Annotated in this window: 16 protein-coding genes; 7 read left to right on the top strand and 9 right to left on the bottom strand. The window is 68.9% G+C overall.

The genetic code is table 11. The annotated features are described in order from the left end of the window. Positions 1–353: 353 nt before the first annotated feature. Positions 354–995 (bottom strand): DNA-3-methyladenine glycosylase, encoded by a 642-nt coding sequence (locus tag ACIRRY_RS39650; protein ID WP_403983019.1) that lies wholly within the window; start codon positions 993–995, stop codon positions 354–356. Positions 996–1132: 137 nt separating this feature from the next. On the opposite strand from ACIRRY_RS39650, the gene ACIRRY_RS39645 reads away from it, so the two are divergent. From ACIRRY_RS39645 to ACIRRY_RS39635, 3 genes are all read left to right on the top strand, one after another. Beyond that, entirely contained in the window at positions 1133–1915 is a 783-nt protein-coding gene (locus ACIRRY_RS39645) for a sporulation protein (protein ID WP_403983016.1), read from the top strand. 40 nt (positions 1916–1955) lie between these two features. After that, entirely contained in the window at positions 1956–2495 is a 540-nt protein-coding gene (locus ACIRRY_RS39640; RefSeq protein WP_403983013.1) for a YbhB/YbcL family Raf kinase inhibitor-like protein, read from the top strand. A gap of 145 nt (positions 2496–2640) precedes the next feature. Beyond that, complete coding sequence (locus tag ACIRRY_RS39635) at positions 2641–3147, top strand: HNH endonuclease (RefSeq protein ID WP_403983010.1); 507 nt, start codon at positions 2641–2643, stop codon at positions 3145–3147. Positions 3148–3215: 68 nt separating this feature from the next. Here ACIRRY_RS39635 and ACIRRY_RS39630 read toward each other — a convergent pair whose 3' ends face one another. The 3 genes from ACIRRY_RS39630 to ACIRRY_RS39620 form a co-directional block, all read right to left on the bottom strand. Then, positions 3216–4175: an SPFH domain-containing protein gene (locus ACIRRY_RS39630; RefSeq protein WP_403983008.1), complete on the bottom strand. Its 960-nt coding sequence runs from the start codon at positions 4173–4175 to the stop codon at positions 3216–3218. Positions 4176–4327: 152 nt separating this feature from the next. After that, complete coding sequence (locus tag ACIRRY_RS39625; protein WP_403983005.1) at positions 4328–4762, bottom strand: NfeD family protein; 435 nt, start codon at positions 4760–4762, stop codon at positions 4328–4330. Positions 4763–4838: 76 nt separating this feature from the next. Continuing rightward, positions 4839–5630 carry an ABC transporter ATP-binding protein gene (locus tag ACIRRY_RS39620; protein WP_403983002.1) on the bottom strand — a complete coding sequence of 264 codons (792 nt, stop codon included), beginning with the start codon at positions 5628–5630 and terminating at the stop codon, positions 4839–4841. A gap of 132 nt (positions 5631–5762) precedes the next feature. On the opposite strand from ACIRRY_RS39620, the gene ACIRRY_RS39615 reads away from it, so the two are divergent. After that, positions 5763–6551, top strand: coding sequence for a hypothetical protein (locus ACIRRY_RS39615; protein WP_403983000.1), 789 nt, complete (start codon positions 5763–5765; stop codon positions 6549–6551). 202 nt (positions 6552–6753) lie between these two features. On the opposite strand, the gene ACIRRY_RS39610 is transcribed toward ACIRRY_RS39615, so the two are convergent. The 4 genes from ACIRRY_RS39610 to ACIRRY_RS39595 all read right to left on the bottom strand — a co-directional run bounded on the left by ACIRRY_RS39610 (position 6754) and on the right by ACIRRY_RS39595 (position 9401). Beyond that, positions 6754–6993, bottom strand: coding sequence for a chaplin family protein (locus ACIRRY_RS39610; protein ID WP_403982997.1), 240 nt, complete (start codon positions 6991–6993; stop codon positions 6754–6756). A 218-nt stretch (positions 6994–7211) separates the two neighbouring features. Next, the gene (locus ACIRRY_RS39605; protein WP_403982994.1) at positions 7212–7451 is read right to left on the bottom strand and encodes a chaplin; all 240 of its coding nucleotides are present in this window, start codon (positions 7449–7451) and stop codon (positions 7212–7214) included. Between the two features lie 170 nt (positions 7452–7621). Continuing rightward, positions 7622–8263 (bottom strand): response regulator transcription factor, encoded by a 642-nt coding sequence (locus ACIRRY_RS39600; protein ID WP_019067391.1) that lies wholly within the window; start codon positions 8261–8263, stop codon positions 7622–7624. After that, positions 8256–9401 carry a GAF domain-containing sensor histidine kinase gene (locus tag ACIRRY_RS39595; protein WP_403982992.1) on the bottom strand — a complete coding sequence of 382 codons (1146 nt, stop codon included), beginning with the start codon at positions 9399–9401 and terminating at the stop codon, positions 8256–8258. The genes ACIRRY_RS39600 and ACIRRY_RS39595 overlap by 8 nt, the downstream gene beginning before the upstream one ends. A 184-nt stretch (positions 9402–9585) precedes the next feature. Between ACIRRY_RS39595 and ACIRRY_RS39590 the strand changes: the two genes are divergently transcribed. The 3 genes from ACIRRY_RS39590 to ACIRRY_RS39580 all read left to right on the top strand — a co-directional run bounded on the left by ACIRRY_RS39590 (position 9586) and on the right by ACIRRY_RS39580 (position 12636). Continuing rightward, positions 9586–10281, top strand: a complete 696-nt coding sequence (locus tag ACIRRY_RS39590) for an SDR family NAD(P)-dependent oxidoreductase (protein WP_403982989.1) — start codon at positions 9586–9588, stop codon at positions 10279–10281. Next, on the top strand, positions 10278–11570 hold the full coding sequence (locus ACIRRY_RS39585) for an S-adenosylmethionine:tRNA ribosyltransferase-isomerase (protein WP_403982987.1): 1293 nt from the start codon (positions 10278–10280) through the stop codon (positions 11568–11570). The genes ACIRRY_RS39590 and ACIRRY_RS39585 overlap by 4 nt, the downstream gene beginning before the upstream one ends. 298 nt (positions 11571–11868) lie before the next feature. Beyond that, entirely contained in the window at positions 11869–12636 is a 768-nt protein-coding gene (locus ACIRRY_RS39580) for a transglycosylase SLT domain-containing protein (RefSeq protein WP_403982985.1), read from the top strand. Between the two features lie 185 nt (positions 12637–12821). Here the strand turns inward: ACIRRY_RS39580 and ACIRRY_RS39575 are convergent, their stop codons facing one another. Continuing rightward, complete coding sequence (locus ACIRRY_RS39575) at positions 12822–15335, bottom strand: FHA domain-containing protein (protein ID WP_403982982.1); 2514 nt, start codon at positions 15333–15335, stop codon at positions 12822–12824. Positions 15336–15516: the final 181 nt, after the last annotated feature.

Genomic DNA, 15516 nt, shown 5'->3' with positions numbered 1-15516 from the left:
AGGAACGGACGCTTCCTTTGTACTCACCCTCTCGGGCTTTCCTCCGGGCTTTTCCCTTCGGTCTTGCGTTTCCGACTCTATCAGACCGTTTCCGGTCCCGATTCCCTGCCGGAGGGGATTGTCAAGGGCTTTGGGCTTTCGCCTGTCGGCCTTTCGACATTCACTACGTTAGCCGATCCCCTCGGCAACTCATAATCGAGTTCCGCGAGTTCGAATTCAGACGTGCAGGCACGCCGAATGCGCCCTCAGCGAGGGAGAGTTGTAAGTAGTGGGTTGGCCGCTTCCGGCTGCTGGCGAATGCCGTACCCGGGTCAAGCGGCTCGGACTACATTACGCACCCCCGCCATGGCGCGTCAACTTGACCGACGCCTTGGCGTATGGGCCCGATAAGGGCTCACCGTCGGGTCGTTGGTGATCCAGAACCGCCACGGATGGACCGCGCCCTCGCCGGACACTCCGGTGCGGGGACCGTCGCTTACCTGATGGGAGGGCACGGGTGTACCGGCCAGCATGCGCAAGGGTGTCTCGCCCGTGGCGCACGCGTCCGTGCCGTCCAGGGAGCGGTCGACGTCCAGGGCGGTGGCCAGGCGGGCGGGGCCTTTGGCCAGTTCTTTGTCATTTCGGGCCGAGAGTCGACGTTTGCGGGCCAGCTCGGCGCCCTCGACGATCTCGCCGGCGCGGAGCAGGACCGCCCTGGCCGTGCCCTCGGGACCGCACACCAGGTTCATGCAGTGCCACATGCCGTAGGTGAAGTAGACGTACACGTACCCGGGCGGACCGAACATCACGCCGTTGCGGGCCGTCGGGCCCCGATAGGCGTGGGAGGCGGGGTCGTTGCCGCCGTCGTAGGCCTCGACCTCTGTGATGCGCAGGACGATCGGGCCGTCGGGGGTCGTACGGACGAGGACGCGGCCCAGGAGGTCGGGGGCGACCTCCAGTACAGGGCGGTCGAAGAACTCTCTGGGGAGTGGCATACGGTCCGGGGGCGCGATCATGGCGTCCGAGCGTAGTCCAGGCTCGCTTGTGCCAAGGGGTGGTCAAGGTTCCGTCCGCTTGCCAGGGTGTGGCGCGGAACCGGTCGCGGTCGGATCGCGTTTGTAGGGATCAAGGGTCCATACGTAAAGGGAGAGTCATGGGGTTCAAGAAGCTGCTCGCGAGCCTGGGGGCCGGCGGGGCTTCGGTGGAGACGGTGCTGACCGAGGTCAACGTCGTTCCTGGTGGTGTCGTTCAGGGTGAGGTGCGGATCCAGGGCGGGTCCGTGAACCAGGAGATCCAGGGGCTCTCGGTCGGGCTGCAGGCCAAGGTCGAGGTCGAGAGCGGCGACGAGGAGTACAAGCAGAACATCGAGTTCACGAAGGTGCGCCTGGGTGACGCCTTCGAGCTGCAGGCGGGTGCCGTGCACGCGGTGCCGTTCGGGCTGGAGATCCCGTGGGAGACGCCGATCACCAACATCGACGGTCAGCCGCTGCGCGGGATGCACATCGGGGTGAGCACCGAGCTGGCGATCGCGCGGGCCGTGGACTCCAGTGACCTCGACCAGGTCAGCGTGCACCCGCTGCCGGCGCAGAAGGCGATCCTGGACGCTTTCATCCGGCTGGGCTTCCGCTTCAAGAACGCGGACATGGAACGCGGTCACATCCGGGGGACGCGGCAGAAGCTGCCGTTCTACCAGGAGATCGAGTTCTTCCCGCCGTCGCAGTACCGGGGTCTGAACCAGGTCGAGTTGAGCTTCGTGGCCGATGAGAACGCGATGGACGTCATCCTGGAGATGGACAAGAAGCCGGGTCTGTTCAGTGAGGGCAGTGACACCTTCCGGTCGTTCCAGGTGGGCCAGCACGACTTCCACGGGACGGACTGGGCGGCGTACCTCAATCAGTGGCTGTCCGAGGTCGGCAGCAAGCGCAACTGGTTCTAGGCTCGGTGTCCACTGAAGAGACCGATCAGGAGGTACCGAGGTGACCGAGCTCAAGCGGCGGCCGCTCCCCCATGACTTCCACCCGCCCGTGCCGTCGTTCACGGTGACGAGTGAGGACGTCGAGCCGGGGGCGACGCTCAAGGACGCTCAGGTCTACGCGGCCGGCAACACCTCGCCGCAGTTGCGGTGGGAGGGCTTCCCGGCCGGGACCAAGAGCTTCGCCGTGACCTGCTACGACCCGGACGCCCCTACGGGGAGCGGGTTCTGGCACTGGACGGTGTTCGACATCCCGGCCTCGGTGACCGAGTTGCCCGAGGGTGCGGGCAGCGGCAAGTTCGAGGGGCTGCCCGAGGGCGCCGTACAGGTGCGGAACGACTACGGGTCGAAGGACTTCGGAGGGGCGGCGCCGCCGCCCGGGGACGGGTCGCACCGTTATGTGTTCACGGTGTACGCCGTGGACGCGGAGAAACTCGGTCCGGACTCGGACGTTTCTCCGGCGGTCGTCGGTTTCAACCTGCGGTTTCACACGCTGGCGCGTGCCCAGCTGATCGGTGAGTACGAAGCGCCCGCAGAAGACTGACGTTCATTGAACGTTTGCCCGCCTCTGGTCTTGGAATTGATCAGAGGCGGACATTTTTTATTGCGTTGTCCATCTCGGCGTGCCCGGCCAGAGTTGATCCAAGCCCGCCGCGCGGTGGGCCGGTTGCACATGGGAGGTGGGCTGGATGCGGGACACGCTGGTGCTGAACGCGAGCTTCGAGCCGCTGTCGACGGTGTCGTTGAATCGAGCCGTCGTTCTGGTGCTCCAGGACAAGGCTGTCGTCGAGCAGGCCCACCCCGAACTGCGTATGCGCGGAGCCGCGGTTGATATACCGGCCCCCCGGGTGATCCGGTTGTGCAGGTACGTGAGGGTGCCGTTCCGAAGACAAGCCCCGTGGTCGAGGCGCGGTGTGCTGGTCCGGGACCGGCACAGGTGCGCGTACTGCGGCAGGCGGGCGACGACGGTCGACCACGTGATGCCGAGGGCACAGGGCGGTCAGGACTCCTGGCTGAACACGGTGGCCTCGTGTGCGGAGGACAACCACCGCAAGGCGGCCCGGACTCCGGAGCAAGCGGGGATGCCGTTGCTGCGGCAGCCGTTCGAGCCGACGCCGGCGGACGCGATGCTGTTGGCGTTGGGTACCGAGGACTTCGATGCCTTGCCGGAGTGGCTGGTTCAGCCGGCCGCGTAGGGCATGTGAACGGAACTGGGGCCCACCTCCTGCGGGAGGTGGGCCCCAGTGTCGTAGCACAAGGTCTGTCAGTCGATGGAGGGCTTCTCTCGGCGTTCCGAATTGCCGCCCGCGTTGCCGGAGTTGCCTCCGACGTTGCCCGAACCGCCGCCGAACGGGCCGACGTTGCCCATGGCCCCGGAGAGGCCCTTGAGGGCGTCGCCGATTTCGCTGGGGACGATCCAGAGCTTGTTGGCGTCGCCCGCTGCGATCTTCGGGAGCATCTGGAGGTACTGGTAGGAGAGGAGCTTCTGGTCCGCGTCGCCCGCGTGGATGGCCTCGAACACCGTGCGGACGGCCTGGGCTTCACCTTCGGCGCGCAGGGCCGCGGCCTTGGCCTCGCCCTCGGCGCGCAGGATCTGGGACTGCTTCTCACCTTCGGCGGTGAGGATGGCGGCCTGGCGGGTGCCCTCCGCGGTGAGGATCGCGGCGCGCTTGTCACGGTCGGCGCGCATCTGCTTCTCCATCGAGTCCTGGATGGAGGTGGGGGGCTCAATTGCCTTGAGCTCGACGCGGTTCACGCGAATGCCCCACTTGCCCGTCGCCTCGTCGAGGACGCCGCGCAGGGCCGCGTTGATCTCCTCGCGGGAGGTCAGCGTGCGCTCCAGGTCCATGCCGCCGATGATGTTGCGGAGCGTGGTGACCGTGAGCTGCTCAATTGCCTGGATGTAGCTGGCCACTTCGTAGGTCGCGGCGCGCGCGTCCGTCACCTGGTAGTAGATGACCGTGTCGATGTTGACGACCAGGTTGTCCTGGGTGATCACCGGCTGCGGCGGGAACGGTACGACCTGTTCACGCAGGTCGATGCGGTTGCGGATCGTGTCGATGAACGGGACGACGATGTTGAGTCCCGCGTTCAGTGTGCGTGTGTAGCGGCCAAATCGCTCCACGATCGCGGCACTTGCCTGCGGGATGACCTGGATCGTCTTGATCAAAGCGATGAAGACCAACACCACCAGGATGATCAAGACGATGATGACCGGTTCCATCGTGCTCCCCGTACCCTTCTCCGCCTCGGCGCTTTCGGAAGATCTTATGGTTGTTGAAGATCTTGCTGGTCGAGTCTGTCAGACCGTCACGCAACTCGTGTGCTGTTCGGTTCAGTTGAGTACTGCGAGGTCATCGGTCGAGTCCTGCGAGGTCAGATGACGATCGCGGTGGCTCCCTCGATCTCCACGACGTCCACCTCCTGGCCCGGTTCATAGGCGCGGTCGGTGTCGAGTGCGCGGGCCGACCAGATCTCCCCGGCCAGCTTGATCCGGCCGCCGCCGGAGCCGTCGACGCGCTCCAGGACGACGGCCTGTTTGCCCTTCAACGCGTCCACGCCCGTGGCGAGTTGGGGCCGTTGGGCGCGGTGCCGGTTCGCGATGGGCCGGACGACGGCGATGAGCGCGACCGAGACGACGGCGAAGACGAGGACCTGGACGACGAGGTCCCCGCCGATGCCCGCGGTTCCCGCCGCGGCGACGGCGCCCACGGCGAGCATGCCGAACTCCGGCATCGCGGTCACCACGAGAGGGATCCCGAGTGCCACCGCGCCGACGAGCCACCACACCCATGTGCCGATGTCGTTCACATGGTCAATGGTAGGGCTGCGGGTCCCGTCACGGACAGGGCGCATATGTCCCTGCACCCGCTTCTTACAAGGGAGTTCAGGCCATGGGGAGACCGTGTGCGGTCCAGCGGTCGCCGATCTGCTCGACGATCAGCGGGAGGCCGAAGCAGAGGGAGAGGTTGCGGGCGGTGAGTTCGAGCTCGAGCGGGCCCGCGGCGAGGACCTTGCCCTGACGGATCATCAGGACGTGGGTGAAGCCGGGGGCGATCTCCTCGACATGGTGCGTGACCATGATCATGGAGGGGGCGATCGGGTCGCGGGCCAGGCGGCCGAGCCGGCGCACGAGGTCCTCGCGGCCGCCGAGGTCGAGGCCGGCGGCGGGCTCGTCGAGGAGAAGCAGCTCGGGGTCGGTCATCAGGGCGCGGGCGATGAGGGTGCGCTTGCGCTCGCCCTCGGAGAGGGTGCCGAACTTGCGGTCCAGGTAGTCGCTCATGCCGAGGCGGTCGAGAAAGGCGCGGGCACGCTGCTCGTCGACGTCCTCGTAGTCCTCGTTCCACCCGGCGGTCATGCCGTAGGCGGCGGTCAGGACGGTCTGGAGGACGGTCTGGCGCTTGGGGAGCTTCTCGGCCATGGCGATACCGGCGACGCCGATGCGGGGGCGGAGTTCGAAGACGTCGACCTTGCCGAGGGTCTCGCCGAGGATGGTGGCGGTGCCGCTGCTGGGGAACAGGTAGCTGGAGGCGACGTTCAGGAGCGTGGTCTTGCCGGCGCCGTTCGGGCCGAGGATGACCCAGCGCTCGCCCTCCTTGACCGACCAGGAGACCTGGTCCACCAGAGCCCGGCCCTCCCGGACCACGGTTACGTCCTCCAGCTCCAGAACATCGCTCATGAGCGCGCTGTCTCCCATTGCATCGTCGGCCTGTCTCGGCTGTCGCGTGCGCCGGTAGGCGCAGCCCTCGAAGAAATCTACGCCACCGGCCGGGCGGTCCATTCCATCGGTGTGGTCCTTAGGGTGGAGGGCATGCTTTCGGAACCACGTTCAGGGCGCCTCGCCGCCTGGGGAAATGCCCTGTTGGCCGGGCTTGTCTCGCCCGACGACGCCGTGCTCGCCATCGTGGGCGAGGACGCCGTGCACCGGGTGGAGGGACTGCCGGGCGAATCGGCCCCCGTCGGACTCACCCTCGCGCTCGGGCGGCTGCGCGCCCTCGGGGCGACCGGGCTGCGCGTGGCGCTGCCCTCCTCGGGACACCCGCTGGGCCTCAGCGGCCCGCCCGCGTTCAACGCGCGGGCCCTGGAGGCCGAGGAGGCGGTGATCTGCTACGGCGTCGCGCTCGGCCTCGTTCCCGAGGTGTACGAGGCCGGTCCCGCCGGTGACGTCCATGTCGAGGTCGTCTGGCACTGTCTGCCGGTGCGGGAGGCGCCGCCCGCCGATGTGCCCTCGCTCGGGGAGGCGGAGCGGGAGCTGGCGGAGGCGCTGCGGGACGCTACGGCGGTGTTGTCGCGGCTCGACGTGGCCGCGTCCGGGCCGGTGGCCGAGGCGGCGCTCGACGCGTATCGCGCGCGGGCGGAGCGGGGGCGGGAGGTTCTGGCGCCGGGGTACCCGCCGCGGGCGGTGCGGGTCCTTGAACTGGCGCAGCGGGTGGGGTTGTTGGTGTCCCTGGCCTACGAGAGTGGGCACGGGGGTGCGGTGAGCGCGTCGGAGATGGCGGTGCGGGCGGAGGCGTTGCGGCCGGTGGAGCGGACGGCTCGGCGGGCGCAGGTCGCGGCGTACAACTCCGTTGTGGAGGAGCGGGAGAAGGGGGTGCGCTGAATGTTTCCTTGCGTTGTTGCCCGGTGTTGGTGTGAGCGCCACTGGGGGCTCCGCCCCCAGACCCCCGGTCGGCCCTGAAGGGGCCTCGTCCTCAAACGCCGGACGGGCTGAATTCGCTGAGCCACTCTGATTTCGTCAGGTGCAGAGAAGGGCCCCGGGAGTCGTCGTTGACTCTCGGGGCCCTTCTCTACTGCTGGGGGTGTCAGCCGTTGACGCCCTTGTTGCCGAACGTGGGGTTCAGCAGGCCGATGACGTCGATGCTGTCGCCGACGACGTTCACGGGGACGTGGACGGGGACCTGGACGGTGTTGCCCGAACCGACACCCGGCGACTTCACGGCCGCGCCGTCGGCACCCGCGTCGGCGAAAGCGGCACCGGCGGACGCGCCGGCGGCGATACCGGCGACGGTGAGGGCCACGGCGGCCTTCTTGGCGATGTTCATGGGAAGCGTTCCTCCTGCGATTGCGTGACCGACCCGGCCGCGGGTCGTGCGCTGATCAACGCGGGAGTGGGCGAGAACGGCACGGACATGCGCGTTTGACTGCCCGTTCGGATCATTGGGGCGACAAGCCGACCAAATGGCCAGGTGACGAGCGGACCGGCCTCCCAAGGAACGCCCTGGGAGGCCGGAGGTCAGTCACTGTCGCGCGGCGACCCGCTTCAGCGGTTGAGGCCCAGGTTGCCGAAGGCCGGGTTCAGCACGCCGATGACGTTCACGCTGTTGCCGACCGCGTTGACCGGGACGTGCACCGGGACCTGGACGACGTTGCCCGAGCCGACGCCGGGCGAGCCGGCGGCCTGGCCGTTCGCCAGGCCGTCGGCGGAGGCCAGCCCGGCACCGGCGGCGACCAGCCCGCCGGCCACCATCGTCACGGCCGCTGCCTTCTTCAGGTTCTTCACTTCTGAGCCCTCCTAGCGATCACCGCGGCAGGCGCCGCAGCATGTACTGGAGAACGGTGGAGATCCACAAAGGATGCGCCATTCGGGGGACATTCCCACGACGGTATGAATCTCAGCCCGGAACGGGACGCTCCGTGTTGCCGCCGCGCCCCGCTCACCTCGCCGGATCCCTATCTCGTCAGGCCGTGGCGTACCGCGAACAGGGCTGCCTGCGTGCGGTCCGCCAGGTCGAGTTTCATCAGGATGTTCGAGACGTGGGTCTTGACCGTCTTCTCGGAGAGCACCAGGGCGCGGGCTATCTCGCGGTTGGAGCGGCCGTCGGCGATCAGGCCGAGCACCTCGCGCTCCCGCTCCGTGAGCGAACCGCCTCTGCCCTGACCCGAGTTGGACTCCTCCTGGGACAACAGGACGCCGGCGACCTCGGGTTGGAGCAGGATGTGGCCCGCGTGGACGGAGCGGATGGCGCCGGCCAGGGCGTCCGGGTCCACGTCCTTGTAGACGTAACCGGCGGCGCCCGCGCGCAGGGCGGGTATCACCGTGCGCTGCTCGGTGAAGCTGGTGACGATCAACACGCGCGCGGGGTGGTCGAGTTCGCGGAGTCTGCGCAGCGCGTCGATGCCGTCCATGCCCGGCATCTTGACGTCCATGAGGACGACGTCGGGCTTCAACTCCTCGGTGCGGGCGACTCCTTCGGCGCCGTCGGCCGCCTCGCCGACGACCTCGATGTCGTCCTGCACCTCCAGGAACGTGCGCAGGCCCCGGCGGACGACCTGGTGGTCGTCGACGATCAGCACCTTGATTGCGTCAGCCACCGGGGACCTCCATCTCGATCGTGGTGCCCTTTCCGGGCGCCGATTCGACGGTCAGGGTGCCGCCGACGCCGTTCGTCCGGTCCCGCATGGAGACCAGGCCGAGGTGACGTCCGGCGCGGCGGATCGACTGGGGTTCGAAGCCGCTGCCGTCGTCGGTGATCCGTAGGACCGCTCCGCAGCCGTTTCGCTCCAGGGTCACGGTGACATGGTCCGCGCCGGAGTGCCGCAGTGCGTTGTGCAGGGCTTCCTGGGCGACGCGCAGCATGGCCTCCTCCTGGGCGGCGGGCAGGGCGCGGAAGCCTCGGCCGGTGAAGGTCACGCGCGCGGTGTGGGCGCGGTCGAGGACCTGGATCTGGGTGCGCAGGGTGGCGCTCAGTCCGTCCTCGTCGAGGGCGGCGGGGCGCAACTCGACCACTGCGGCACGCAGTTCGTCGGCTGCCTCGGCGGCGAGCGCGGCGACCTGTTGGAGTTCGCCCTTGGCGCGGGAGGGGTCGCGGTCCACGAGGGTGGCGGCGGCCTGTGCGGTGAGGCGGAGGGAGAACAGCTTCTGGGCCACCGCGTCGTGCAGTTCGTGGGCGAGCCGGGAGCGCTCCTCGGCGATGGTCAGTTCGCGGCTGCGCTCGTAGAGGCGGGCGTTCGTGAGGGCGATCGCGGCGTGCTGGGCGAGGATCGAGAGCAACTCCTCGTCCTCCTCCGTGAAGCCGCAACTGCCGTCCTTCTTGGGGCAGTTCTTGTTCGCGAGGAACAGGGCGCCGATGACCTCGTCGTCGTCGCGGATGGGCAGGCCCAGGAAGTCGGACATGTCGGGGTGGGCCGAGGGCCAGCCCTCGAAGCGCGGGTCCTTGCGCACGTCCGCGAGGCGTTCGGCCTTGGCCTCGTGCAGCATCGCGGCGAGGATGCCGTGCTGGCGCGGGAGCGGGCCGATGGCCTTCCACTGGGCGTCGCTCACACCGTCGACCACGAACTGGGCGAAGCCGCCGTGGTCGTCGGGGACGCCGAGCGCGGCGTACTGCGCGTGGAGCAGCTCGCGGGCCGAGGCGACGATCGTCTTGAGGACGTCGCGCACCTCGAGATGCCTGCTCATGGCCAGCAGCGCGGAACTCACCGCCGCGAGGCCGGACCGTGGACCTTGACTCATGTCCTCACGGTACCGGCGGGGTGTGACAACGCGGATCGGGCTGGTGACTGCCGTCGTCTCGTCCGCAAGGCCTAGGGCGAAGGGCCCCGGTGGACTGCGGCCGGCGTCCGACGCGGCGGAGGCGGTCCCGTTCCTACGTTGGGGGCACGCCGATGGCGGCGTAGTGGACGAGGGGACGTGTGTCATGTCGGTAGCGATCATCACGGGGGCGTCCAAGGGGCTGGGGCGGGCCCTCGCCGAGGCCCTGTCCGCGCGGGGCTGGGACCTGGTGCTCGACGCCAGGACCGAGGGGGTGCTGAGGGAGACCGCGGGGGCTGTCGCCGCGTACGGCACGCGCGTGGAGGCCGTCGCCGGGGATGTCACGGACGCCGCGCACCGGGCCGAGCTGGTGGCGGCGGCGGAGAAGCTGGGCGGTGTCGACCTGGTCGTGAGCAACGCGAGCGCGCTGGGCGCCGAACCGCTCGTACGGCTCGATGAGCTGCCCCTGGACGGGTTGCGGCGGGCGCTGGAGGTGAACGTGGTGGCCGCGCTGGGGCTGGTCCAGGAGGCGCTGCCGCTGCTGCGGGCCTCGCGGGCGGGCGCGGTGATCGCGGTCAGCTCGGACGCGGCGGCCGAGGCGTACGAGACGTGGGGCGGTTACGGGGCGTCCAAGGCGGCCCTCGACCATCTCGCGGCCGTGCTCGGCGCGGAGGAACCCGGGCTGCGGGTCTGGTCGGTCGACCCCGGGGACATGGGCACGGACCTGTACGCGGCGGCCGTACCGGACGACGACGATCCGCGGCCGTCGCCGGCCGAGGTGGTGCCGGCCTTCCTGCGGCTGCTGGACGAGCGTCCCGCGAGCGGGCGCTACGGCGCACCGGCCCTCCTGGAGGAGCGGTGACAGTGGCCCTGCGGGTGCCGGAGGAGCTGTCCGCGCGCGTGCCCGCCGAGCAGCGCGGGCCGGGGCTCGACCGGGATGCCGTACGACTGCTGGTGTCGCGGGGTACCGAGGTGGCGCATCACGTGTTCGCGGAGTTGCCTCGGCTGCTGCGGGCCGGGGATCTGCTGATCGTGAACACGTCGCCGACGCTCGCCGCCGCGGTGGACGGGTGGATCGGGCACGCACGCGTGGTGGTGCATTTCTCCACGCGGGGCGATGACGGGCGGTGGGCGGTCGAACTGCGTGAGCCGGACGGGAAGGGCACCTCACGCGCGCGTGCGGGCGGCCCGGCCGGTGTGGAGGTGCGGCTGCCCGGGAATGGGCGGCTGGTCCTGGAGGAGCCGCTGAGCGGGCGCGGGGAGCGGTTGTGGTGGGCCCGGGTGTCCGGTGCGGGGGTGCTCGATCCGGGCGTGGCGCCCCTAGGAGTACCAGCGGCGGGCATGGCGGCGCCGGAGGCGGGCGCGCGGGGAGCTGGAGTGGGTGCGCCCGAGCGCGGCGGGGCAGAGACAGAAGGGGCGGGTGCGGGCGGGCCCGGCGCAGATGTCCCGGGGCAGGCGGCTTGGGGCGCGAAGGTGCCGGAGGCAGGGGTGCTGGAGGCAGGGGTGGCGGAGCTGTTGCGTGCCTACGGGCGCCCCATTCGCTACTCCTACACGGAGCGGGATCAGCCGTTGTCCGTCTACCAGACGGTGTTCTCGTTGCCGTCGGAGGACGGGACGGGCAGCGCGGAGATGCCCAGCGCCGCTCGGCCCTTCACCGCGCGGCTCGTGGCGGAGCTGGTGAGTCGGGGGGTGCAGTTCGCGCCGATCTCCTTGCACACGGGGGTGGCGTCGGCCGAGGTGCACGAGCCGCCGTATCCGGAGCGGTTCGCCGTGTCGGAGGTGTCGGCCCGGTTGATCAATGCCGCCCGCGCGGGGGACGGGCGGGTGATCGCGGTGGGGACCACCGCCGTGCGGGCCGTGGAGTCCGCCGCCGGGGACGACGGGGTCGTACGCGCGCGTGCCGGGTGGACTGATCTCGTCGTCACCCCGGAGCGGGGGGTGCGGGTGGTGGACGGGCTGGTGACGGGGCTGCACGAGCCGGAGGCCTCGCATCTGCTGATGCTGGAGGCGGTCGCCGGGCGGGCTGCCGTAGGTCGCAGTTATGAGGAGGCGTTGCGGGGGCTCTACCTGTGGCACGAGTTCGGGGACGTGCATCTCATCCTCCCGGAGGAGGACCCTCACACGGTGCGTTGCTCTCGCAACTGCGGGTGAGGTCGGGGCGCGGGCGATGTGAGCCCGCACATAGGGCGCAGATCACGTACTAGGACACATAGGAGATAAACCCGACCCGCCTGAGCGGGACAGACGGTCCCGTCTGTCCCGTTTTGCCCTGTGCCGATCCACTACCCGGGATCGTACGTCACACCTTTGCCAGGGGTTTTTGCGGCCGCTAAGAATTGCAGCCGTCGCTCAGCGCCGCGGATCCCGTCCGCGGCGTTTGTGCCGGAAGCACCCGCGTCCCCGCCGGACGGTGAGCGACCTCCGCGCCATTCGAAGAGGTCCACCCGCCATGCCCAAGAACATGAACACTCCTGGTCATAGTCGTCTGACCAAGCTGAACAAGCTGACGAAGCAGCACAAGATCGCGCTCGCCGGTGTCGCCACGCTCGGCGCCGCCGCCCTCGCCTTCTCGGCGGTTCCCAGCGACGCGGGGACGACCACCAGCGACGCCGCGTCCTCGGCCCACGTGGCGTACAGCACGGAGCCCATCAAGGGCGTCAAGGCCAGCGTCACCGACCAGCTCGCGGGCGCCAGCGTGAAGACCGAGGCGATCCAGGCGAAGGCCGACGCGAAGGCGAAGGCCGCGAAGGCCAAGGGCGACGCTGCCGCCGCGAAGAAAAAGGCCGCCGCCGAAGCCGCCGCCAAGAAGAAGGCGGAGGCCGCCCGCAAGGCCAAGAAGGCCGCGAGCCGCTCCACCCAGCGCGTCAAGATCCAGCCCGTCGCGGCGACGACGTACTCCAACAACCTCAACGGCTGGATCAACCACGCCCTGGCGATCATGAAGCAGAAGGGCATCCCGGGCTCGTACAACGGCCTGTACAAGAACATCATGCGGGAGTCCTCGGGCAACCCGAGCGCCATCAACGGCTGGGACGTCAACGCGGTCAACGGCACCCCGTCGATCGGTCTGCTCCAGGTCATCCAGCCGACGTTCAACGCGTACCACGTGTCCGGCACCTCGACGAGCATCTACGACCCGGTCGCCAACATCACCGCCGCCGCCAACTACGCGGCCGACCGGTACGGCTCGATCGACAACGTCAACAGCGCGTACTGAGACGCGTACCGAGGCCTCCGGCGGACCTCTGGGTCTCGGTATCGACGCCGAAGGGCGGCACCCGTGTGAGGGGTGCCGCCCTTCGGCGTCTGTTTTTCAAACTCACGTGAGTTTGCTTTCCGGACTCACTTCCGCATGGCGCCACTCACTTCCGCATGGCCCTACTCACTTCCGCATGACCCCACTCACTTCCGCATGACCTCAGGCTCGTGGCGGCGCAGGAAGCGGGCCACGAAGAAGCCGCAGATGATGCCGAGGGCGATCAGGGCGGCCATGTTCAGGCCCCAGGCGCCGACGGTGTGCTCCCAGAGCGGGTCCGCGCTGTCGCCGGGCTTGGGCGGGCTGATCTTGTTGAAGTCGAGCGTGGCGCCCGCGGCGCCGACCGCCCAGCGCGACGGCATCAGGTACGAGAACTGGTTGACGCCGATCGCGCCGTTCAGGGTGAACAGGCAGCCGGTGAACACGACTTGGATGATCGCGAACATGACCAGCAGCGGCATGGTCTTCTCGGACGTCTTCACCAGCGCGGAGATGATCAGGCCGAACATCATCGAGGTGAAGCCGAGACCCATGATCGGGATGCAGAGTTCGAGCATGGTCTGGCTGCCGAGGATCAGGCCCTGCTTGGGGATCTCCCGGCTGGAGAAGCCGATGAGACCGACCATCAGGCCCTGGAGCGCGGTGATCACACCGAGCACGAACACCTTGGACATCAGATACGCGGAACGGGACAGCCCGGTCGCGCGCTCCCGTTCGTAGATGACCCGTTCCTTGATCAGCTCACGGACGGAGTTGGCCGCGCCGGCGAAGCAGGCACCGACCGCGAGGATCAGCAGGACCGTGGTGGCCGTGCCGTTCGGGATGATGGTGCCGTTCGCCCGGGGCGGGTTGGGCAGCAGGCTGTTGCCCGCGTCGATGAGCAGGCTCACCGCGCCCAGGACGCCCGGCAGGATCACCATCAGGGCCAGGAAGCCCTTGTCGGAGGCGATCACCGTCACATAGCGGCGCACCAGCGTGACGAACTGCGACATCCAGCCCTGTGGCTTCGGCGGTTTCATGGCCTGCATCGGCGGCATCTGTACGGACTGTGGTGCGATCGCGTCGATGTCCGCGGCGTACATCTGGTAGTGCTGCGAGCCCTTCCAGCGGCCTGCCCAGTCGTAGTCGCGGTAGTTCTCGAAGGCGGAGAAGACATCGGCCCAGGTGTCGTAGCCGAAGAAGTTCAGTGCCTCCTCCGGCGGCCCGAAGTAGGCGACGGCGCCGCCCGGCGCCATCACCAACAGCTTGTCGCAGATCGCCAGTTCGGCCACGGAGTGGGTGACGACGAGGACCGTGCGGCCGTCGTCGGCGAGGCCGCGCAGCAGCTGCATGACATCGCGGTCCATGCCAGGGTCGAGGCCCGAGGTGGGCTCGTCGAGGAAGATCAGCGAGGGCTTGGTGAGGAGTTCCAGGGCGACCGAGACGCGCTTGCGCTGGCCGCCGGAGAGGGAGGTGATCTTCTTCTCTTTGTGGATGTCGAGCTTCAGCTCGCGCAGCACCTCGTCGATGCGGGCCTCGCGCTCGTCGCCGGTGGTGTCGGCGGGGAAGCGCAGCTTGGCCGCGTACTTGAGGGCTTTCTTGACGGTCAGTTCCTTGTGCAGGATGTCGTCCTGCGGGACCAGACCGATGCGCTGGCGCAGCTCGGCGAACTGCTTGTACAGGTTGCGGTTGTCGTAGAGGACGTCGCCCTGGTTGGCGGGCCGGTAGCCGGTGAGCGCCTTGAGCAGGGTCGACTTGCCGGAGCCCGACGGGCCGATGACCGCGATCAGCGACTTCTCCGGTACGCCGAAGGAGACGTCCTTGAGGATCTGCTTGCCGCCGTCGACCTCGACCGTCAAGTGCCGGGCGGAGAAGGAGACTTCACCGGTGTCGACGAACTCCTCGAGCCGGTCCCCGACCAGGCGGAACGTGGAGTGGCCGACGCCGACGATGTCGTTCGGGCCGAGCAGCGCCGAGCCGCCCTTGGTGATCGGCTGGCCGTTCACGTACGTGCCGTTGTGCGAGCCCAGGTCACGGATCTCGAAGCGGCCGTCGAGCGTCGCGTGGAACTCGGCGTGGTGGCGCGAGACTTGGAGGTCGGAGACCACCAACTCGTTCTCCAGCGCACGGCCGATACGCATCACGCGGTCCAGCGAGAACTGGTGGAACGTGGTCGGGCTGCGGTCGCCGTAGACCGACGGCGCCCCCGCGCCGACGCCGGATCCCTGCTGCGGCGGAATGCCCGCGCCGGCGGCCGGCTGCTGGAAACGCTGCTGCTCGGGCGTCTGCTGCGGGGCTGCCTGCTGCGGGGCCTGCTGTGCCCAGCCGGGGCCCGCTCCCTGGGCCGCGTACGGCTGTTGCTGCGGCTGTGGAGCCACGACCGGGGCCGCGGCGCCGGACAGGCTCAGGCGCGGACCGTCGGTCGCGTTGCCCAAGTGCACGGCCGAGCCCGGGCCGATCTCCATCTGATGGATCCGCTGGCCCTGCACGAACGTGCCGTTGGTGCTGCCGTGGTCGTCGATGACCCAACTCCGGCCGCCCCAGCTGATCGTGGCGTGCCGCCAGGAGACCCTGGCGTCGTCGACCACGATGTCCCCCTGCGGATCACGTCCGAGGGTGTAGGGCCTGGACGAGTCGAGCGTCCAGGTCCGTCCATTCAATTCCAGTACGAGTTCCGGCACTCCATGCCCCACTGAGTAGTCCCCCGAGTTACCCCCATCACAGAGGGAGTCTAGGGATGGCGAACATCGTCGGGAACTATTTCAGGCTGCACCCCCTGACCGAAAGTCGGACCTTGTGAAGACCACGTCCGCACGCTTCCGCCGGTTCCGTTGACGGGGTTGAAACCGACCCGGAGAGTGG

This window comes from Streptomyces sp. NPDC101776, from assembly GCF_044766845.1.
Taxonomy (GTDB): domain Bacteria; phylum Actinomycetota; class Actinomycetes; order Streptomycetales; family Streptomycetaceae; genus Streptomyces.
The sequence above is the reverse complement of the archived record's forward strand: the minus strand, read 5'-3'. Positions and strand labels throughout refer to the sequence as shown.